Raw genomic sequence first — 21483 nt, forward strand, 5'->3', positions numbered from 1 at the left:
TGCTTGAGGACGATGGATAGGATGAAAACCATGAAGCATATTATGTTGGTTGAAGATGAAGTTGAACTAGCACAGTTGGTTCGTGATTATTTAGAGGCGGCTGGTTTTGAAGTCAGTATGTTTCATGATGGTCAGGATGCTTATACCCAATTTCAACAACGTAAACCCAGTCTCATGATTTTAGACTTGATGGTTCCTCGTATGGATGGTTTAACCATTTGCCGTAAAGTACGTGAACAATCTGATTTACCTATTATTATGGTGACTGCGCGTACTGAAGAAATTGATCGTGTTTTAGGCTTAAATATGGGTGCAGATGACTATATCTGTAAACCATTTAGTCCTAAAGAGTTGGTTGCTCGTGTTCAAGCTGTTTTACGTCGTTTGGAGCGTAAGGCAGAACCTGATCAAAATGATTTATTTCGTATAGACAAAGCGCAGCAACGGATTTGGTATCAACAAAAAGCATTAACTTTAACACCTACCGAATTCCGTTTATTGGAATTATTCTTGGAGCATCTCGGTCAAGTCTATTCACGTGCGCAACTGCTCGATCATATTAACCCTGATAGTTTTGATGTCGCAGATCGTGTGATTGATAGCCATATTAAAAATCTTCGTCGTAAAATTACCGAAGCTGCCGAAACAGGTAATCGCCATGAATGGATTCAAGCGGTTTATGGCGTAGGTTATCGTTTTGAATATCCTGATGAGTAACTTTTTTTATATGTCCTATTTCATTCTTAGGCAAAGATGAGATGGGACAAGTACTAGATTGTCCACTTTCTACCAGTAAAACCTTTATGAAAATAAATTTCGTGATTATGGATTAAGTAAGATGAAGTATTATCATCTAAGTTTATAGATATTTTATTGGTGTTAATACACTCGTAGAAAGTATCAATTTCATGTTCAGAATGAAGTTTTTCTATTTTACCAAAAGTTAATATTTCTTGGATCGTATTTTGATAAATATTGATATTATCTTTTTCGATCCACCATAAAATTATTTCAGTAAAGTGGGTAAATGGTGATGCCCATAAATATAATTCTGCACCATATTCTTCTTGAACTGGAATCATAATGGACATGCTTTTTTCCTAGAGGTAGTAAAATGCTTAAATTAAGCATAAATAATATTTTAATATCAGTTTTGCCACAACATTCTCATGACTCCTCTTTGGGTCACACAGGCTATCATCTGCATTATTCTGCAAAATAATTATTTTTAATGATCTTGGGTGTGATGGTAGTTTAACCGTTTCGATAACGTCCACGCATAGTCATATTTATCAATTATTGTAAAGATCCAGGTAGTGAATCGTGTTGGTTATCGTTTTTGAATATGCTGATGAGTAAGTAGTTTTACTTTATCCTGTGGATAACCACAACATTATCCACAGAAATTGTGGATAATTTCTGATGAATTCTCAGCAAGGGCGATGTGCTTTATCAACCTATTTTAGATTAACAACATGTCTGAGCCGCGATAGCGGCACTAAGTACATCAAAATTATTCATCATTAAGACGAACAACTTACCATCACCTCAGGCACATCACTTGGTAAAGGTGCAGTATCTTGTTCAGATTCCAAATCAGGCTGTTTTTGATAAGGCTGATTGAGTAGCTTAAATAAACGATCAACTTCACTAAAATCACCACGTTCGGCTAGTTCAATCGCTTTTTGTGCCATGTGGTTGCGTAAAATATAATGAGGATTAGCGCCTTGCATAACTCGATCTAACTCATCCGTATCTTGAGTTTTGCGAATGTCCTGATATTGATGTAGAAAAGCATCAAACTGGCGTAGATCTAAGCAGTCATCACGGAGTGCTTTATATTCCTTGTTCTGTAAACGAATAAAACTTTGCGTATAGTCGAGTTGTTCCGTTTGTAAAATTCGTAAGAATGCAAAACTGCAATCTAAACTGTCTTTATGAAAATGGGGGAGTCCCGTCTTCTCGCAGAGTCCTTGACCATAGTGGTGTAAGAAGGTCGGCTCAAACTGCTCTAAACAAGTTGCTAAATCTTGTTTGAATTGTTCTTTATGCTCAGGCGTAGCTAAAGGAATTAGATTATTTAGCCATGTCCACAAATTCCAGTGTCCAATACTCGGTTGGTTTTGATAGGTATAGCGACCTTGGTAATCGGAGTGGTTATTAATCCAGTTTGGTCGAAAGCGTTCCATAAATCCATAAGGACCAAAATCTAAGGTTGAGCCTGTAATATTTAAATTATCGGTATTCATTACACCATGTGCAAAACCGACCAATTGCCATTTGGCGATCATGATTGCTGTACGTTCAATGACAGCTTTAGCGAAAGCCAGAACAGGGTTCTCTGCTTCTAGGCATTCCGGATAATGCCATTCGATACACTTTTGCGTAAATTCAGTTAAAAGTTCTGGTGCATATTGGTTGATCCATTCAAAATGCCCCAGTCGAATATGGCAATCAGAGGTACGTAATAATATCGCACCAAGTTCTAGAGTTTCACGTTGTACGCCTTGTGTAGATGTGGTGAAACCAACGGCATGGCTAGATGCTACGCCAAGAGCATTGAGTGCATGTCCAGCTAAGTATTCTCTAATAACTGAACGAAGCACGGCACGACCGTCACCCATACGGGAGTAGGGGGTAGAGCCAGCCCCTTTAAGGTGTAGATCAATGGTTTGTCCATGTTGATTTAGAATTTGTCCAATCAATAAACCACGCCCATCACCTAATTGACCTGCCCATTGACCAAATTGATGACCTGCATACACCATCGCCAATGGAGTGAATTCAGCAAAAGTTTTTTGTCCACTACAAATCTCGATCCAATTGGCTTTGTCTTCATCACTCCATTGCAACTCATCTGCCAAAGCCTCATTGAAATGACCTGCTTTTGCACCACGTAAAGGACTTGGTTGCTGTTGATGATAAAGCTTTGAATTGAGGGATGAATAGCGAGGATTGAAATGCATAGGTCAATATCATGGCAAGAAGCTGAATGATGACTATAACAAAGATAGGTCTAAAATAGTGAATTGTGGTTATGAACTGAGTCTTTAAATAGGCATAAAAAATGGCCTCTAAAGAGACCATTTTTATTGAGTATTTTTTATTCTGAGACTGGTGCTTTTTTGATATTACGCACTAAAGTTTCTAGACATTCACGATGATGTGCAAGGCGATGTTCAAGCAGTTGAAAATCGACTTTAAGCTTATGATCCATTTGATGGATTTTTTCAGCCATTGCTGCTTTTTTTGCTTGTAGCTCTTGCTCTTTTAACTTCGCCCAATCGTTTAGAGTCAATGTAAAAGCTTCATATTCTTGAGCAATACGTTGTTTCATCTGAGCAATATCAGTGTTCACATCGTGACCATAAATTGCGAGATCTTGTTCAGCATATTTAAACTTCATCGCAAGTTCTGCTTTTTGGATATTAAAGCTTGGGATACGACGTAAATTTTTCGCTAAACCTAGCTTAGCACTCGTCCAAATTAACCATTTTGTAGGGTCATATTGCCACCATTTAACACCATTACGGTAATCGTATTGGAAAATATGGTGATAGTTATGATAGCCCTCACCCCAAGTGAGAATCGCTAAGATAAAATTATCACGTGCGGTATTTTCGTCAGTATAAGGGCGTTTACCCCACATATGACATAAAGAGTTAATGAAGAAGGTGACATGATGGCTAAGGAACAAACGAACTAAACCACCTAAAAGTAATACACCCCAGATATCACCAACCAACCAACCGACAGGCAATAAAATACCTGCATGGACAGCAATAACTAAAGGAACATAATATTTATCTTGGAACATGACTAATTTGTCATTTAACAAATCAGGTGCGTTTTTATAATTTGGTTCGGCAGCAGGGTAGTTACGTAACATCCAACCCATATGTGCATACCAGAATCCATTATTAATCGAATAAGGATCTTGATCGATATCATCAACATGACGGTGATGAGTACGGTGACCTGAAGCCCAAAATAAGATACTATTTTGAACTGCAAAAGTACCCATAATCATAAGAATGATTTTTAAAGGTAGGGTTGCTTCATAAGCACGGTGTGCCCATAAGCGATGATAGCCAGCAGTGATACCTAAACTGCTTACACCTAGTAAGACAAACATGCTAATCCATGCGCCCATACTAAAGTCATGATAATAGGTATAAATTGGAATCGAAATGAGTGCAACAACTGGTAAAAATACCAATGCGAAAATTGCAATCCAATTAATGGGTGCTTTCTTGAGTGGGGCGGAAGTCATATCCGTCAGCGCTCCTAAAAACCTTGTTTACACAAGATATAAAAACCAAACGAGATAGCAAAACCAATCATGACGATATATTGCTATTTTATGCTCGATATTAGCATGCTCAGATTAGATAACACTAGTATTATTCTACAGTTGTACTGAAAGAACAGTAACAGAATTCGTTTGTTGAATTAATCAATAAATTAAAAGGCGAAATAAATCAATGTCAGAACAAATAAGCGTGAAAAATACAATTTATTCTTTGAATAAGTTTTTTCACAAAACTTTAATATTATCTTGTGCTTTGCTACTTACTGCATGCCAAAGTCAGCCGACACAGATCACTAAAAATAGCTTACATCCCAAACGTGTAAGTGAATTGCCTCCTTTGCAAGTTCGTAAAAGCAACGATGGCATTCAAGATGTGAATTGGCAAATTACCATGATTCAAAATAAACGTGCTTTATTCTTCAATCAATACCCAAGTTTTATGCTGAATTCAGTGACTAAAACCATTTCAGGTCATACGGGCTGCAATAATATTTATGGAAGTTATCAATATGATCTTAGTCAAAGGAAAATGAGTTTTGATGTGAGAGCGCAGCACTTTAGTTGTGATAAAGCATTAGCACAAGAAGCAGATCTGATGGATGCGATGCAGCGGATTGAACGTTTTCAAATTGAAGGGACGAATTTGTATTTATTAGATGCAAAAGGGCAGCGTTTAATTCAGGCGCAATCTAAAAAATAAAATTAGTTGTCGGAATAAATTCCATACTTTTATAAAGTTAGATGTTGCAACATGGTGCTCGGGAAATCAGTGATTAACCCTTGAATGCCCAATTGTTGTAGATGTTTGGCACGTTCAACGTCATTAACTGTCCAAACACTCACAGCAAGTTCAGCTTGCTGTGTAAACTGAATGATTTGATCGGTTGCCAGTTGATCTTTCCAACCAATTTGGTGGCACTCATATTGTTGAGCAAGCTCGATTGCGTATTCCCCAATTGGAATTTCAACCAACAGACCACGTTTAAAATGACTTTGATATTGTTGTAATGCCGCTAAAATTTTTACATCAAAACTCGTAATTGTGGCATTTTGTTCAAAGCCGACTAAATCTTGGTGTAATTGTAGAATTAAACGCTCAGCCGCTGCTTGATCTGTAACTGCTTTAATTTCAACTTCAATATGTTCAAAATCAGTTAAACAATCTATTACATGGGGCAGGCTAGGTGTGTATTCTTCAAATCCCCACGCCTGCCATTGATGGCGATGATCAAATTGCTGAGCTTCAGATAAATTACAGCTTTCAACATGATGTGATTTACCCGTGGTACGAACAAAATCATCATCATGAATCACAACCAATTGGTCATCTTTGAGTTGACGCACATCAAACTCAACTGCACGTACACCTAAATTATGTAGATAACGGAAGCCTCCTAAAGTATTTTCAGGAGCTTCACCACGTGCACCACGATGACCAATGATTCGCATTTTGATTTACCTTAAAATAATTATGCTTGATCAATACTATCATTAATGTTTTTTTGCCAAAGCACTTCACTACCGCCTTCTGCACGTTGCAAAGCACGTGAGGCAACAAATAACCAGTCGGATAAACGGTTCAAGAGTTGTAATGCAGTGGCTTGAATATTTTGATCACGATTGTGTACTGACATTAAAGCGCGTTCTGCGCGGCGGCATACAGCACGAGCTTGATGTGCATAACTACATGCTAGGCTACCCGAAGGCAAGATAAACTCTTTGAGCATTGGGAGAGATTCATTCATGTGATCGATTTCTTTTTCGAGAAATTCGATACAAATTGGTTGGAGTAAGTGGTAGTTGGGAATACAAACTTCGCCACCTAAATCAAATAACCAATGTTGAATCAAGCTTAAACTTTTATCCCAATCAGCTTTATTTTCAATTTGAGATGCGCTGATTTGTGCTCTTAATACGCCAATAGTGGCATTGAGTTCATCTACATCACCTAGCGCATTAATTCGTAAGTCATCTTTAGCGACACGTGAACCATCCCCAAGACCTGTTGTACCTGAGTCACCTGTACGTGTATAGATTTTACTTAAACGATGTCCCATGAAGCTGTCCTACAAATAAAAAGGGGATAATGTCGGTCAGAACATTACCCCGAAATTGGAGTTAAGAAAATATTTTTATTGTCTAGATTGCACGATTAATAACGAAGAGTGACACCCACAGAAGCTTGGCGACCACCGTTGATGAACCAATCTGTTGCAGATCGAGATACTTCGTGATACTGATTATCCCAAAGGTTTTGAATATTGGTAAAGACTTTTACATTTGGATTAATATTCCAAAAGGCATTGAAATCCATAGTCGCATAACCAGGTACTTGAATAGGATTTGCAGTATTTGCAGCATTTGATTTTGAACGAGCAATCGCTGAAATATTGATACCGTAGATAGAGTTCTCTAAACCAGTTGTTAAGGTAACAGTATTTTTCGGTCTGTAAGCTATTTCTAACCCAGTTTCTTTATTTTCAGTTTTTACATAGGCATATTGGGTTGAAATGAAGTAATCATCTTGTTGCCATTTTAAACCTAATTCACCACCTGAAAATTTGGCTTTGTTAATGTTAATGTTTTGAAAAACATCATCTTTCCAGTCATCTGTCGTACAACCTAAAAGGCATGTGGAAGATATTAAGTTTTTAACTTCATTTTGATAAAGTGAAATATTTGCAAGTAAATTTTGATTCAATTGATAGTCAGCACCAATCTCATAAGAGGTACTTTCCTCTGGCTTTAAATCAATATTTCCTCCCCATTGTGAGTACATTTCATTCAGTGTTGGTGCACGGAATGCACTTCCAATATTCGCATATACACTTACGTTCGGTAGGAAATGATAACGAATCGCTGCTTGCCCAACGGTATGATCGCCAAAGCGCTCATTGTCTTCTAAACGTACACCGAACTGCGTATCAAATTGTTCATTTTTGAATTGATGTTGCAGGTAATAGCCCATGCTATTAACACTTTGATCACCTTTTAAAATTGTATTGGTTTGATAATTTGCATCCGTATATGTTGCACCAACTAAGATATTTTGATTTGGGGTGAATTTCCATTTTAGGTTCAAATCACCTTCATTATTTTCAGTGTCGTAGCGCGAGCCATAAGAAGGTACATTTTGCTTATCTTGCGCATTTGCATAACGTGCATTTACGATTAAATCAGGCAAAATATTGTATGCAAGCTTTGCATTAATGACACGATTCTCAAATTGGCGTTGTGCTGTATTGCTAATATAGTTATTAGTGAAAATACTGGTTCCCTTATTTTCACTAATTGAAGCAGAAGCATCTATTGTATTTTCTTGATAAAAACCGACTTTGGCGTGATAGCCCTTTTGGTCATAACTGGCTTTTTCATTTTTAGGTTGGCTTTCTAGAATGCGTGTGCCATCACTTTCTAAGCGTTGACCACTGACTTGTGCATAAAAACCTTGATCAGTCACTAAATTGGCATTGGCGATCGTTTTATAAGTATTATTTTCCCCATAAATGCCTGTTAAATCTGTCCCTGTTTTTTCAGGTTTTTTTGAAATTAATTGAACAACACCGCCAATCGCATCACTGCCATATTGTACAGATGCAGGTCCTTTTAAGATTTCAACTTGTTGAACATCAGTTGTATCTAAAAATGCAGGATAGAGTGGGGCAAGTTCATTTTGACTATTTAAACGAGCACCATCTTTAAGAACTAAAGTATGAACTGATTTTGCACCGCGAAGTGAAATCTCAGAAATTTGTCCTAAGCCACCGCTTTGTTTTATATATACCGATGGATCACGTTGAATTAAATCAGAGATATTTAATAAAGGATTTTGCTCAATCGTCTTTTGATCAATGACTGTAAGGCGTGCAGGAACATTCTTTAACTTTTCTTCAGAACGAGATGCCGTCACAACGATCGTATCTAGCGTCGCAGTTTTATCGATTGATTGATCTTGAGCAAAAGTAGTTGAAGAAAACCCCATCGCAATAGCGATAGCACCAACTAAACGTGTCGGTTGAAAAATAGTAGACATGATGTCGCTCCAGACATTCACCCATCGTGAATGTTAAAGTGGAAATAAACAACAAGCAGGTCTCCGGACTTCACTATATCATCACAATGACGATGCTATTAATCATCTTCCCACATCATTCTGATGCAGTGATTTGGCGTTTAGCTGAGATTAATAATTCGGTGTTACCGTTGCGAGGGCAGTGTTGGACTTACACCAACTTCCCTATAAGCAAAAGAATTTGCTTTAGACTTGTTGCGAGATGATGCGAAGTATAGAGTGTTAACGTTTTTTAAACAATTGCATTTGGAAATGAACTTTGACCAAAGTATGTCAAATTGCTTTACAATGTGAGAGTAGTAAATAGTCATCTCAAATTGGACATCAAATGCGCCAAACCCAACGCCGAACACGTGCCAAAATTTGTGGAATCACGCGGACTCAAGATATTGATGCTGTTGTGCAAGCAGGAGCAGATGCTATTGGTTTTGTATTCTTTCCCCCAAGCCCACGTCATGTCAGTATTGAACAAGCGCAAATCTTGGCAAGCTCAGTACCCGCTTATGTTCAGTTGGTCGGTTTATTTGTAAATGCAAGCGCAGAAGAAATCCAAACAGTGCTTGATTCAGTTCCGTTGGATGTATTACAACTACATGGTGATGAAACACCTGAACAATGCCAACAAATTGCGTTGCATTGCAAACGCCGTTGGTACAAAGCCATTCAGGTTAAACCTGATTTAGATATTTTGACCGAAATTCAACGCTATCAAGCTGTGGGAGCCAGTGCGGTTCTACTTGATGCGTGGCATCCTGATTTAAAAGGTGGAACAGGCCACTGTTTCGATTGGAATAAATTTCCAAAACTTAATATTCCACTAATTTTGGCAGGGGGATTAACCCCTGAAAATGTGAGTGACGCTATTGATACTACAGCAGCTTTTGCTGTGGATGTCAGCGGAGGCGTAGAGTCCGCTAAAGGTATAAAAGACCAACAACTCATTGAAAAATTTATGCAAGGAGTCCAACGTGGATCAGCAAAACCTTAGTCAACAAAATCAGGCGATTGACTACACCCAGTTTCCAGATGCTCAGGGGCATTTTGGTATTCATGGTGGGCGTTTTGTGTCAGAAACGCTTATGGCTGCACTTGAAGACTTAGAAAGTCTTTATGGTCGTATGAAAAATGATGCTCAGTTTTTAGCAGAGTTTGACCGTGATCTTGCGTTCTATGTTGGTCGTCCAAGTCCACTTTATCATGCTGAACGATGGTCTCAGCACCTCGGCGGTGCGCAAATTTACCTGAAACGTGAAGACTTGAATCATACAGGTTCACATAAGGTCAACAACACGATTGGTCAGGCTTTATTGGCAAAACTGTCGGGTAAAAAACGTATCATTGCAGAAACAGGTGCAGGTCAGCACGGTGTGGCGACGGCTACCATTGCAGCACGTTTGGGTATGGAATGTGTGGTGTACATGGGTGCTGAAGACGTAAAACGTCAAGCGATGAATGTATATCGTATGCGTTTGCTTGGAGCGACTGTAGTTCCTGTGCAAAGTGGTTCAAAAACATTAAAAGATGCTATGAACGAAGCAATGCGTGATTGGGTCACCAATGTTGATACGACTTATTATGTCATTGGTACGGTTGCAGGCCCACATCCATATCCACAACTCGTTCGTGATTTCCAATCAATTATTGGTCGTGAAGCACGTCAACAGATCCAAGCACAAGCAGGGCGTTTACCTGATGCCTTGGTTGCTTGCGTTGGCGGAGGTTCAAATGCAATGGGCTTGTTCTATCCATTCTTGAATGACCAAGATGTGAAAATGTACGGTGTTGAAGCCGCAGGCTACGGTATTGAAACAGGTAAACACTCAGCGCCATTGAATGCAGGCCATGTGGGTGTATTACATGGTAACCGTACTTATCTCATGTCGGATGAGCAAGGTCAAATCATTGAAACACATAGTATTTCAGCAGGTTTGGACTATCCAGGTGTTGGTCCAGAGCATAGTTTCTTAAAAGATATGCATCGTGTTGAATATGTTCCAATTAAAGATGATGAAGCCTTACAAGGTTTCCGTGATTTAACTCAGATTGAAGGCATCATTCCTGCGCTTGAAAGTTCACATGCGATGGCTTATGTCACTAAACTTGCCCCAACGATGTCGAAAGACCAAATCATTATTGCAACCGTTTCAGGTCGTGGTGATAAAGACTTAATGACTGTTGCAAAAATTGATGGTATTCCGATGGTCGACTTATAATATCGAATATTTGTATGATAGTATTATTATGAATAGTGTACCTAAACAACATTGATATTTATTATGTTGTTACAGGTTGTACATGGATGTATAACACGACAATAATCATACAGGATTACGGAGGATGAAATACTCCTTACCCATATATATAAGTAAAGCTTTTCTTGTCATTTTGGATTGGGATTTAGTTAAAAAATCCCAATCTATATTACTTTATGCTAGTTTTACTGCTGTGGTCATCTATTTTATGCAAATAAAATATATGTATCATCCTTTAGCAAATACTGAGTTATTAACTAAATTTCTGTGGTTGTATCCTAGTATATTTGTTTTAAATGCATTTTTAATTCTGTTTGGCTTTTTTATTAAAAATAAGCCAAATACCCATATTTATTATGTATTATTTTTATCTGTTTATTACCCATTTTCATTGTTAGGCTTGCCGATTGGTGTTGGTTTGCTCAATATTCTTAATGGAATTATTTTTATGGGGATTGCCTTTACGGCATTATTGTTATTTCCTCGTTTTGTTGTCTATTTCGGTCTAATTTCTTACGTCATTGTATATTATCTTTTAGCAGGACTAACGGTTGCTGGGTATTTGGATTATGCAATTGCGTATAAACCTTATACCTTGATGCATAAAGATGTACAAAATGCTCAGATCATTTATTCCATGTTTTATACAACATTATATGCAGCATTTACGATTACTTTATTTGATATTAGTGTAGAGCGTTGGCGCAGATATAATTCAAAAATACAAAAGCTAAGCTGTACCGATGAGTTGACAAGTTTGCTTAATCGTCGTGGGGTGAATCAAATTATTGATTTACAGATGCAACAGGCACAAATTACCCATCGAGAAACATCATTGATTATGGTGGATATTGATAATTTTAAAAATATTAATGATCAATATGGACATCATCAAGGAGATTTGGTTTTAAAACATGTCGCAAATATACTGCGAAAAAATTTACGAGCCAGTGATGTGATTGGACGTTATGGTGGTGAGGAATTTGTCATTTTATTACCATTTACCTCTATTGAAAATGCAGTGTTGGTGGCAGAGGTATGTCGTAAAGCATTAGAGCAAACCGCAGTTGAAGTGAAAGAAAATGAAATGCTTTATATCAAGGCGTGTTTTGGGGTAAGTAGTACAGCTTTTAGTGGGTTTGATTATACAGGCTTGTTTGAGCAAGCAGATAAGGCGTTGTACGAGGCGAAACACAATGGTAAAAATCAGGTCAGAACGGCATTTACGTTATAATTGAGTTGGGGAAATCTTGTGAAATTGATACAGAAAAATGGTCAGCCTCGTTATGGGCGTTTTGATCAGATACCTTCACAGATCAATTTGGACGACTATATTTATAAAACGCCTTATGGCCAAGTACTAAAAGGTTGGCGCAAGCAGCTTAAATATAAAAAATTTAAATTCTGTGGTTTACAACATGAGCATTACAGCATTGGTATTGCGATTGTCGATCTATCATGGGCAGGGCATGGCTTTTTCTATATTTATGATCATCTTTCTAAAAAAGTAATCGAATGGAATGCGATTCAGCCATTAGCTTTGAAAACCCAACTCGATGAACAACCTTTATTTAGTCAAAGCTATTTTAAAAAATCTGCGTATCAATTTGATATGCAACACGCCAATGGTGTGCGTTATATCCAAGTGACCAAACATGGCGAAGTACAACTGAAAGCACGTATTTTTTGTGCAGGTACTGATGCTTTAAGTTTATGTAGCCCAACTGGGATCAATGGCTGGACGTATACACAAAAACAAACCACTTTGGCAGTAGAAGGCTTTTTTATTAGCCCTGATCAACAGCAGATCGAATTTAATGCGCATAGTCTCGCTGCACTCGATGATACCTGTGGTTTTTTACGACCTGAAACGGCTTGGTTTTGGTTATCTTGTCAGTTCCGTGATGCAAATGATCGCCGTATTGGCTTGAATCTCGCATCAGGTGTCAATGAAAGTTTTGGTAATGAAAATGCGTTGTGGGTCGATGGTCGTTTATATCCACTCACTGATATTTTATTTGAGCAACAAAATGAAAATTGTTGGTCAATTCGTTCTTTAGATGAGCGATTAAATTTGCTGGTTGAAACTGGGTGGTGTCGTTTTGAGAATATTAACCTACGCCTGATTGGTAGCCAGTTTAATCAATGGCAAGCGAAAGTCAGCGGTACGATTGAACATGAAAATGTTGAATTGGTGTTATTAGATAATGAATATGGATTACTAGAACAGCACTATGCGAAGTGGTGATGAAAAATATGAGTCTGTTTAATATTTTATATCTAGGTGGATTGGATAAAAGATATAAAATCAGGTAGTTGGTATCCTACAGTATAGTAGATAGGGATGGAGGATATAATGAAATATGTAGTATTTTTGATCACTATTTTACTAACTGGCTGTATGGATTCTTTGGAATATGTGCAGTTGGAAAATAAATCTAATTATAATATATATATCCATGAGGATGATGGTGCTTTTATTAAAGTAGCTCCAAATTCTAAATTAGACGTAAAACTAAATGATCTATTTACTGATAAGATAAAAGGAGATGGGTTTATGATCTCTATTGTTGATAAGGAGGTGGAATATAATTATTATTTTCATTTAAATAATAAGGAGTTCAGGAATAAATACATTAAAGCTGGTTTTTTTAATAAAGATAGGTATTTTTTTAGGTATAAAATGAACAAGTTATATCTTTTTTCACCAAAAGAGCAAACGTATAAGCAAGTGCAATTGTAGGTGAGTTAAATATTAACCATGAGGAATATACCTCGTTGCGCTCTTGTAGGGCGTAATGTCAAACTGGTTGATGATATGATTTTAAATGAGATTTGTTTAATTTGCTCAAGCCTATTTGGTACTCCATCGTGAAGAAAATAGAGTAAGGTTTTTTTAGTTAATTGGGTTGGGTCTTTAAGATATTTTTTATCAATCAGATGCTAACCATAAGGGTATTATTCCGCAACATTCCACTGCATAGCAGATCAATCGCAGTGGAACGTCTCAGAAGATTTTTATTTAAAGCGTATCAAAGCCCTGCTTGCCAGAATGCTTCACCTGCAGCAATAGGATCATTGGTCTTGGCTAAAGTATCAACCCAAACATCATATTGGCGAATAACAGGATGCTGATTGGGATGAAAATCTGTTTTAAACCAGTCACTATATTGAGATCTTTTTGCAGTCAAAATACCGTTACGACCGAAGAACCACGGCAAACCTTTACGTGCCATATCAAAGCGTTGTCTTAAATTAAAACCATCAGTTTTTAGCATTACATCTGTACGATACAAAGTAAAACCAAACATCATGACGGTGGTGAAGAGCAGTGCAAAACGTCGAGTTGCTTCAGGTACATCACCGACTTGCTTCATCACATCAAAAGCAACATCACGATGTTCCATTTCTTCAATCGCATGCCAGGCGAATAGCGCACGAACAAATGGATCTGCCTCAGCTAAAGTTTCCTTTTTACTATAAAAAGTATCTGCCATTAACGCAGTTAAATGCTCTGCGGCTGCGGTCATGGCAATGTTGTATTGAGCTGAACGGTTTTTTAATTCAAATCTAAAAATCTTTTTCAAACGTGCAGTGAATTGATCTACAGGCATGCCTTGCTCTTTCATGATCTGATTCATTTTGTCATGTGCAATACCATGCTGCGCTTCCTGACGGATAAAATCAGCCACACGTTCTTGCAAGTCAGGATCATTAATTTTGTCACGGAATAAACGCACACATTCAATAAAATAGCGTTCGCCATCAGGGAAGGTTAGGCTTAATGCATCAAACATACGAGTACGAAATGGATCACCACCAAACCAAAAACGTGGCGCCTGATCTAAATGGAAATCTAGTTTTGTTCTAACAACTGGCTCAACTTGATAGGAAACGTGTGCATTCATTTTTTGCTATTCCTTGTCTTTTCTTCATGAACTCAGTATGGAAAAAGTCCGATGAAATGTTTTGACAGTTACAGCCAAGTTTTATACAAATAACGACAGATCAGGATGAGATCGGCATATGTCAGTTAAAATTATTATTGGATACCTACGATTATTTAATCGTGTTTTACAACAAGAACAAATTGATTTGTCTAAAGTTGTTGCGCCTGAGCTTTGGCAAGCTTTTCATACTTGCTTGGAAAATCCAGATGAGCATGATTTTGATGTCGAACGTTATGCGTTGCTTTTGCAATCGGCACAAGCTTATTTCCCTCGACCGATTACATTAGTATTGGCTGAACATGCCAATTTGCAAGATTTGGGTTTAATGGGATATTTGGCTTCAACCAGTTTAGATCTGCAACAAGCGTTACAGCTTTTACAACGTTATTATTCTTTGGTTTTTAAACAGACCAATTTAGAACAACTGAATGTTCAGCAGTTTTCTGATTATATTCAAATTGTTTGGGGAGCATCCTATAGTGATTATCGGGAAATGTATGAGCTAAATCTGGCGCTGATCTTTAAAATTGCGCAGTCAATTGTGCAAGATGCCCTCGTTCCGCCACAGATGATTCAATTTGGTTACGCACCACATACAGCTTTATATCACTTTGAAAAATTTTATGGTTGTCCGATCCAAATTCAAGCTGGACAATATGCAATTCGCTTTTCAAATCAAATTTTAAAAGCAAAAAGTATCGCGGCAGACCAACAATTAAACTATGTACTCTCGACTCAGGCTCAGCAATCACTGAATAGCATTACTTCTTTTGAGATTCAGCAACAACAGTTCCGTCAAAAAATACAAACGCATATTGAACAAGGACTTTTACAGCAAGAAGAACTACTGCTCAGTTATGTTGCTAAGCGTTTGCATTGTTCAGAACGAACATTACAACGCCAACTCAAAACCTATCAGCTTAATTTTCAGGATATTTTAGATCAGTACCGTTTGGAACAAAGTAAATTGTATTTGCAACAAGGGAAATCATTCTCTGAAATTGCTGAACGCTTGAATTATGCAGATCAAAGTGCGTTTGGGCGGGCGTTTAAGCGTTGGACAGGAATTACACCCAAGCAGTTTTTGAAATCTCTTTAACTTTAAAGCAAGCTAAAGAGATTTATGGATTGTTTTTAGCGTGTTTTTAAACGTGGATAATTAAAAACAATTGCAAGGATTGCGCACACTGCGAGAATCCAGCAATAGTAGATATTGCCAATTAGTTCAACAGGCGAAAGTTTGGCAATTGAACAAGCAAGCAGTAATTGAGCACCGTAGGGAATAATCCCTTGAATTACGCAAGAAAAAATATCAAGTAAAGCTGCACTTCGCTTAGGGTCAACACCATATTCTTTCGCTACTTCACGTGCCATATCTCCTGATAAAATAATCGCAACGGTATTATTGGCGACAAATAAATTTGAGAATATGACCAGAAAACTAATGCCTAATTCACCTGCACGCTGTTTGCCAAATTTGAATAGACGCGTAATCGTATAAATACGTTGAATAAGCCATTGCAAACCGCCTTCTTTTTGCATCAGGGTAGACAAACCACCTAGCAACATGGAAAGTAATGCCACCTCAAACATGCCAACAAAGCCATCATAAATTGAGTTATTGAGTTTTAATAAATCAAATTCAGGTTTGTCAATAAGACCAATCACACCTGACAAAATAACACCAATCATTAATACAGCAAGTACATGTAAGCGTGTAAAGGCAAGAAAAAAAACAGCTAAATAAGGCAAAATAAGCAATAAATCATAAGGTTTTGATGGAATTGACTCTGTTTGGTGACTCATCATTACATAAAGCATCAATGTAATGATTGCAGCAGGAAAGGCAATCCACACATTCACCCTAAATTTATCTCGAAGTTCAACATTTTGGCTACGTGTGGCAGCGATTGTTGTATCCGAAATCATAGATAAATTATCACCAAACATAGCGCCTCCCACCACTGCACCTATGGCATAGAGAGGTGCTATCTCTGTTGCTTGGGAAAAACCGAATGCAATTGGTGCACAAGCTGCGATGGTGCCCATAGACGTTCCCATTGCTGTTGCAATGAATGCCGCAATAATGAATAACATGGGTAACACAAATTCAGGCGAAATCAGCGAAAGTCCCAACTGTACTGTCGCATCGACGCTGCCTATGGCACTGGAGACACTTGCAAAAGCACCTGCCAACATAAATACCATAAACATTAAAATCAAATTTGGATGACTAGCGCCTTGCAGGAATTCTTCAATCGCCGTATTTAGTTTCTGTTTATAAAGTAGTAATGCAAGAATAACAGCTGGAATCGCGGCAATAGGTGCTTTGACTTGATAGAATGCAAATTCTGTCCCGATCATTGAATGATAGAGACCACTCCCGAGAAAGATGATCAAAAATACCAATAGTGGTAGCAAAGCAAGGGCATTGCTTTGTACTTTTTCCTGAGTGTGGGCAGACATAAAAATAAAAAGAAAACTTAAAAATTGCGGGTAGTATAAAGGAGCTGAGCTCATTTCTAAAATCAGCCTCAATGAAGCTAAAATTAGGAAGCTTTGATCATTGAGAAAAAGCTGAAAATATAGATAAATGTAGCAGGGCAGTTGTAAGTAGCAACATTCACTGTTGCAATCACGTCAAACTCTGTTCAATGAACAAAAAATAGCGTTACAATGCAGTGTTCTTGTATGACTACAAACAACTCCTCAATTTATATAAATCAAGGAAAGCATAATCCTATGTCACGTCTTGCCACTCGTTTTGAACAGCTTAAATCTCAGCACCGTAAAGCGCTTGTTTCTTATGTTATGGCAGGAGATCCGCATCCACAAGTCACAGTTCCACTGCTTCATCAAATGGTTGAAGCAGGCGTTGATGTGGTTGAGTTGGGTTTACCATTCTCAGACCCAATGGCGGACGGTCCAGTGATTGCCCTAGCTGCTGAACGTGCTTTAGCAGGTGGAACGAGCACACTCGATGCTTTGAATATGGTGAAAGAATTTCGCGAAAAAGATCAAACGACACCCGTTGTTTTAATGGGGTATTTAAACCCTGTTGAAGTGATTGGTTATGAAAAGTTTGTTGCTTATGCGAAAGATTGTGGTGTTGATGGTGTACTTTTGGTGGACTTACCGCCTGAAGAATCAAAGCAATTTGGTGATGTCTTAAAACAAAATGAGATGGATCAAATTTTCTTACTCGCACCAACATCAACAGATCAACGTATTCAGCATGTTGTAAATCAAGCCAGTGGCTTTGTTTACTATGTGTCGTTAAAAGGTGTGACAGGTGCAGCAACACTAGATACCTCTGAAGCAGCAGCTCGTATTGCGAAAATTAAGAGCATGACCAACGTTCCTGTTGGGGTTGGTTTTGGGATTAGTGATGCAGCTTCTGCAAAAGCAATGGGTCAAGTTGCTGATGCCGTAATCGTAGGAAGTGCTTTCGTTAAATCTTTTGCGACATTGCCAGCAGACGAAGCTGTGCAACAGACGGTGAATAAAGTGAAGGAGCTTCGAGCCGCGCTCGATGAGTTAGTATGAGTCAAGAGTTAACAGCAGGGAAGGTCCTGAACCCATCAATGCCTTGGACAGAGCGTCAAGTACCTGGTATTCAAGTTGCGAATGAACAACAAACATTCAAAGCAACATTTACGGAACCAACCATTGAATGTCCTGAATGTCATGCCTTAGTGACACGTACGGCAATGTCATTTAATGCCTATGTATGCCCACAATGCGATGAGCATTTGCGTATGCGCGCGCGCGATCGTTTGAATTGGTTCTTTGATCAAGTCAATGCAGAGTTAGGTCAAGAATTTAGCGCCAAAGATCCATTGAAGTTTGTGGATAGCAGACCTTATCCAGAGCGTATGCGTGAAGCACAAGATAAAACAGGTGAAACTGAAGCGTTAGTTGTAATGCAAGGTTCATTAAAAGGTTTGGACTTGGTGGCTTGTGCATTTGAGTTCGATTTTATGGGTGGTTCAATGGGGACCGTTGTTGGTGATCGTTTTATCCAAGCGGCAGAACGAGCAATTCAACTACATCAACCGTTAATTTGTTTTGCTGCTTCAGGCGGCGCTCGTATGCAAGAAGGCATGTTGTCTTTAATGCAAATGGCGCGTACCTCTGCTGCGATTCAAAAAATGAAAGAAGCTCGTGTTCCATACCTCGTTGTATTGACTCATCCCGTCTATGGAGGTGTAACAGCTTCATTAGCGATGTTAGGTGATGTACATATTGCTGAACCGAAAGCGATGATTGGTTTTGCAGGTAAACGCGTCATTGAACAGACAGTTCGCGAGAAGTTGGAAGAACCGTTTCAACGTGCAGAATATTTGCTTGATCATGGTGTGGTCGATCAAATTGTTCATCGTCATGCATTACGTGATACTGTATATCGACTCGTAGCTAAACTGATGAATTTACCTTGAAACTGGACGCACCACATTCTACAGATACATTAACAACATGGCTCGATTATTGGGGCCATGTTCATGTTACAGGCATTGATTTAGGTTTGGAGCGCGTAATTCCCGTTGCTGAAAAGTTGGGAGTTATGCAACCTCAAGCAAAAGTTTTTACTGTGGCAGGAACGAATGGTAAAGGCTCAACAACAACGACACTCGCTGCAATTTTAAATGCACAAGGTTATAAAGTCGGGTTGTATCAATCACCGCATATTTATCGTTTTAATGAGCGCGTAAAACTTGCTGGGATTGAAGTTGATGATCAAAGCTTAGTTGATGCATTTGTATTGGTTGACCAAGCTCGTCGAGAATGTGGTTTATCATTGTCCTTTTTTGAAGCAACCACTTTGGCTGCTTTTCTTATTTTTAAACTAAAACAATGTGATGTCTGGGTACTTGAGGTTGGCTTAGGCGGTCGTCTGGATGTCGTGAATGTGATTGATCCTGATATTGCCGTGATTACCAATATTGGTTTAGATCATGTCGATTGGTTAGGTGACACGATAGAAAAAATCGCCTTTGAGAAAGCAGGGATTATTCGTCCGAATATTCCAGTGGTATTTGCTGGTCAACAACAATTACCTCAGGCGATTCAGGATAAAGTAGCTGAAACTCAAGCAAATCTATATGCGTTGAATCGAGATTATTTTTATCAACTCAATGATGACGGTCAAACATGGTCATTTGCATCGTCAGGTACAACGCTAAAATTGCCAATTGGTCAGCTTGCTTTAGACAATATTTCTACAGCTGTGGCTGCTGTTTTAGTGAGTGGCTTAGAGATTTCTCAAGCATCGATTGCAGCGGGTATCCAGCAGGCGCGTTTGCAAGGCCGTTTTGAAATACGACAAATTCAAGATAAAACCGTTATTTTTGATGCTGGACATAATCCACATGGCGTCGAATTTTTATTGAATCAGTTGCGAAAATTCTTAAAATACAATAAACAGTACACAGATGTTGTCGCAGTATTTTCAATGCTGGCAGATAAAGATATCTCGTCTGTCACCGATTTACTAAAAACAACAGTAAAAGATTGGTTTATTGCTAGTTTAAATGTACCTAGAGCAGCGCCATTGCATCAACTACAGGATGCATTACAAGGTCAACAGGTATATGAGTACGGTAATATCCAGCAAGCCTTTGAAGATGTGCTGAAGCAAAGTAATAACAATCAGCTGATTTTAGTCTGTGGATCGTTTCATACCTTAGAAGCGGTTTGGGAGTATTTAGAACAATGTCAATGAATAACAAACAACGCTGGATGGGAGGCGTTGTTCTATTGGGTGGAGGTGTTTTATTGGCAGCATTACTCCTTAAAGGTAATGACGAAATAGGGCATGACAAAACACAAATGGCAATTCCACACCCAATTCCTAAAACAGAACCTAAAACTCAAACAGCTCAATCGACCCAAGAAGGTGAAATGGTTTCATTACAACCATTAGCCGTAGATGTTGAGACAGAAAAAAGATTGCTTGAAGAACAACGTCGTTCTCGTGAGAAAGCCGTTGCTGAACAAGAAGCACGTGCAGCTGATTTTCTAAAAATGCAACAAGAAGCTGAAGCTGCTGCTGCGCGTAAAGCAGCAGAAGAATATGCTGCGATTAATGCACGTCGTCTAGCTGAACAAGAAAGTTCTGATAACATTCCTCCAGAACTTGGTGAAGATGATAAAGCTAAGACACAACGAGCGACTGAAGAAAAAAATAAATTAGATGAAAAGAAAAAAGTAGAACAGCAAAAAGCAGATCAGCAGAAAAGTGATACGGATAAAAAGTTAGCGGAAGACAAGCGCAAGGCTGAAGCCGAAAAAAAGTTGGCAGAAGAGAAGCGTAAGGCAGAAGCTGAAAAAAAGGCTGAGGAAGATAAACGTAAAGCTGACGCTGATAAAAAAGCGTTAGAAGAAAAGCGTAAGGCTGAGGCTGATAAGAAAGTTGCCGAAGATAAACGGAAAGCCGAAGCTGAGAAAAAAGCAGCTGAAGAGAAGCGTAAAACTGAAGCTGAGAAAAAAACAGCTGACGAGAAAAAGCGTAAAGCTGACGCTGAGAAAAAAGCCGAAGCTGAAAAGGCTCGTGATCTCATGGAAAATGGAGATAAAAAATGGATGGTACAAGTGGCATTGGCTGCCAACCAAGCTAATGCAGATGCAGTTGTATCTAAATTACGTGCCAAAGGCTATAAGGTTACAACAAGCCCGACTTCAAAAGGAATTCGTATCATGGTTGGGCCATCGAAGGACCGAGATGTTGCAGATGCCGCACGTAAAAAAATTACCTCTGATGAAAGTTTAAATATGAAATCAGCGTGGGTGATTGATTGGGTTCCACTGGATCAGCGATAACAAAAGCTGAGCGACGAGATCAAAGCTGGCAAACGTCTAGTTTTGACCTCATTACAAGTGTTCTATTTCTGCGGGCAG

20 protein-coding genes and 1 riboswitch are annotated in these 21483 nt (G+C 38.5%); of the genes, 12 read left to right on the plus strand and 8 right to left on the minus strand.

Features of this window, described 5'->3' with window-relative positions:
• Positions 1–30 precede the first annotated feature (30 nt).
• Positions 31–717 carry a response regulator gene (locus tag AAV96_RS17430; RefSeq protein ID WP_004664800.1) on the plus strand — a complete coding sequence of 229 codons (687 nt, stop codon included), beginning with the start codon at positions 31–33 and terminating at the stop codon, positions 715–717.
• A 53-nt stretch (positions 718–770) separates the two neighbouring features.
• Here the strand turns inward: AAV96_RS17430 and AAV96_RS17435 are convergent, their stop codons facing one another.
• The 3 genes from AAV96_RS17435 to AAV96_RS17445 form a co-directional block, all read right to left on the minus strand.
• Entirely contained in the window at positions 771–1091 is a 321-nt protein-coding gene (locus tag AAV96_RS17435) for a hypothetical protein (RefSeq protein ID WP_046740230.1), read from the minus strand.
• Between the two features lie 432 nt (positions 1092–1523).
• On the minus strand, positions 1524–2966 hold the full coding sequence (locus AAV96_RS17440; protein WP_046740231.1) for a protein adenylyltransferase SelO: 1443 nt from the start codon (positions 2964–2966) through the stop codon (positions 1524–1526).
• A 137-nt stretch (positions 2967–3103) separates the two neighbouring features.
• Entirely contained in the window at positions 3104–4273 is a 1170-nt protein-coding gene (locus AAV96_RS17445; RefSeq protein WP_005214393.1) for an acyl-CoA desaturase, read from the minus strand.
• A 211-nt stretch (positions 4274–4484) separates the two neighbouring features.
• Here AAV96_RS17445 and AAV96_RS17450 point away from each other — a divergent pair, with 211 nt between their 5' ends.
• Positions 4485–5012 (plus strand): META domain-containing protein, encoded by a 528-nt coding sequence (locus AAV96_RS17450; RefSeq protein WP_046740232.1) that lies wholly within the window; start codon positions 4485–4487, stop codon positions 5010–5012.
• 29 nt (positions 5013–5041) lie between these two features.
• Here AAV96_RS17450 and AAV96_RS17455 read toward each other — a convergent pair whose 3' ends face one another.
• The 3 genes from AAV96_RS17455 to AAV96_RS17465 form a co-directional block, all read right to left on the minus strand.
• A complete protein-coding gene (locus AAV96_RS17455; RefSeq protein WP_046740233.1) occupies positions 5042–5761 on the minus strand; it encodes a glycerophosphodiester phosphodiesterase in 720 nt (239 codons plus the stop codon).
• Positions 5762–5781: 20 nt separating this feature from the next.
• Positions 5782–6369 (minus strand): cob(I)yrinic acid a,c-diamide adenosyltransferase, encoded by a 588-nt coding sequence (locus tag AAV96_RS17460; RefSeq protein ID WP_018677785.1) that lies wholly within the window; start codon positions 6367–6369, stop codon positions 5782–5784.
• Positions 6370–6464: 95 nt separating this feature from the next.
• On the minus strand, positions 6465–8345 hold the full coding sequence (locus tag AAV96_RS17465; protein ID WP_046740234.1) for a TonB-dependent receptor plug domain-containing protein: 1881 nt from the start codon (positions 8343–8345) through the stop codon (positions 6465–6467).
• A gap of 36 nt (positions 8346–8381) precedes the next feature.
• Positions 8382–8595, minus strand: a riboswitch (cobalamin riboswitch).
• Between the two features lie 117 nt (positions 8596–8712).
• On the opposite strand from AAV96_RS17465, the gene AAV96_RS17470 reads away from it, so the two are divergent.
• The 5 genes from AAV96_RS17470 to AAV96_RS17490 all read left to right on the plus strand — a co-directional run bounded on the left by AAV96_RS17470 (position 8713) and on the right by AAV96_RS17490 (position 13379).
• Positions 8713–9372: a phosphoribosylanthranilate isomerase gene (locus AAV96_RS17470; RefSeq protein ID WP_046740235.1), complete on the plus strand. Its 660-nt coding sequence runs from the start codon at positions 8713–8715 to the stop codon at positions 9370–9372.
• Positions 9353–10597 carry a tryptophan synthase subunit beta gene (gene trpB / locus AAV96_RS17475; RefSeq protein WP_046740236.1) on the plus strand — a complete coding sequence of 415 codons (1245 nt, stop codon included), beginning with the start codon at positions 9353–9355 and terminating at the stop codon, positions 10595–10597. The genes AAV96_RS17470 and trpB overlap by 20 nt, the downstream gene beginning before the upstream one ends.
• A gap of 247 nt (positions 10598–10844) precedes the next feature.
• Positions 10845–11870: a GGDEF domain-containing protein gene (locus tag AAV96_RS17480; RefSeq protein ID WP_227505859.1), complete on the plus strand. Its 1026-nt coding sequence runs from the start codon at positions 10845–10847 to the stop codon at positions 11868–11870.
• A gap of 18 nt (positions 11871–11888) precedes the next feature.
• Positions 11889–12884 (plus strand): DUF2804 domain-containing protein, encoded by a 996-nt coding sequence (locus AAV96_RS17485; RefSeq protein ID WP_005214382.1) that lies wholly within the window; start codon positions 11889–11891, stop codon positions 12882–12884.
• Positions 12885–12992: 108 nt separating this feature from the next.
• Positions 12993–13379 (plus strand): hypothetical protein, encoded by a 387-nt coding sequence (locus AAV96_RS17490; RefSeq protein WP_155857132.1) that lies wholly within the window; start codon positions 12993–12995, stop codon positions 13377–13379.
• Between the two features lie 289 nt (positions 13380–13668).
• Here the strand turns inward: AAV96_RS17490 and AAV96_RS17495 are convergent, their stop codons facing one another.
• A complete protein-coding gene (locus AAV96_RS17495; RefSeq protein ID WP_046740239.1) occupies positions 13669–14544 on the minus strand; it encodes a metal-dependent hydrolase in 876 nt (291 codons plus the stop codon).
• 118 nt (positions 14545–14662) lie between these two features.
• Between AAV96_RS17495 and AAV96_RS17500 the strand changes: the two genes are divergently transcribed.
• Positions 14663–15685 carry an AraC family transcriptional regulator gene (locus AAV96_RS17500; RefSeq protein WP_046740240.1) on the plus strand — a complete coding sequence of 341 codons (1023 nt, stop codon included), beginning with the start codon at positions 14663–14665 and terminating at the stop codon, positions 15683–15685.
• Between the two features lie 35 nt (positions 15686–15720).
• On the opposite strand, the gene AAV96_RS17505 is transcribed toward AAV96_RS17500, so the two are convergent.
• Entirely contained in the window at positions 15721–17052 is a 1332-nt protein-coding gene (locus tag AAV96_RS17505) for a Na+/H+ antiporter NhaC family protein (protein WP_046740279.1), read from the minus strand.
• 276 nt (positions 17053–17328) lie between these two features.
• Between AAV96_RS17505 and trpA the strand changes: the two genes are divergently transcribed.
• From trpA to AAV96_RS17525, 4 genes are read left to right on the plus strand one after another with little or no spacing between them, the layout of a single operon-like run.
• Positions 17329–18132 (plus strand): tryptophan synthase subunit alpha, encoded by an 804-nt coding sequence (gene trpA, locus AAV96_RS17510; RefSeq protein WP_004664768.1) that lies wholly within the window; start codon positions 17329–17331, stop codon positions 18130–18132.
• Positions 18129–19025 (plus strand): acetyl-CoA carboxylase, carboxyltransferase subunit beta, encoded by an 897-nt coding sequence (gene accD, locus AAV96_RS17515; protein ID WP_046740241.1) that lies wholly within the window; start codon positions 18129–18131, stop codon positions 19023–19025. Before trpA ends, accD begins: the two co-directional genes overlap by 4 nt.
• Complete coding sequence (gene folC, locus AAV96_RS17520; RefSeq protein WP_046740242.1) at positions 19022–20308, plus strand: bifunctional tetrahydrofolate synthase/dihydrofolate synthase; 1287 nt, start codon at positions 19022–19024, stop codon at positions 20306–20308. Before accD ends, folC begins: the two co-directional genes overlap by 4 nt.
• Entirely contained in the window at positions 20299–21405 is a 1107-nt protein-coding gene (locus tag AAV96_RS17525; protein ID WP_046740243.1) for an SPOR domain-containing protein, read from the plus strand. Before folC ends, AAV96_RS17525 begins: the two co-directional genes overlap by 10 nt.
• The last annotated feature ends 78 nt before the right edge of the window (positions 21406–21483 follow it).

Origin of the sequence: Acinetobacter sp. AG1, from assembly GCF_001005525.1 — a bacterium.
GTDB classification, from domain to species: domain Bacteria; phylum Pseudomonadota; class Gammaproteobacteria; order Pseudomonadales; family Moraxellaceae; genus Acinetobacter; species Acinetobacter modestus.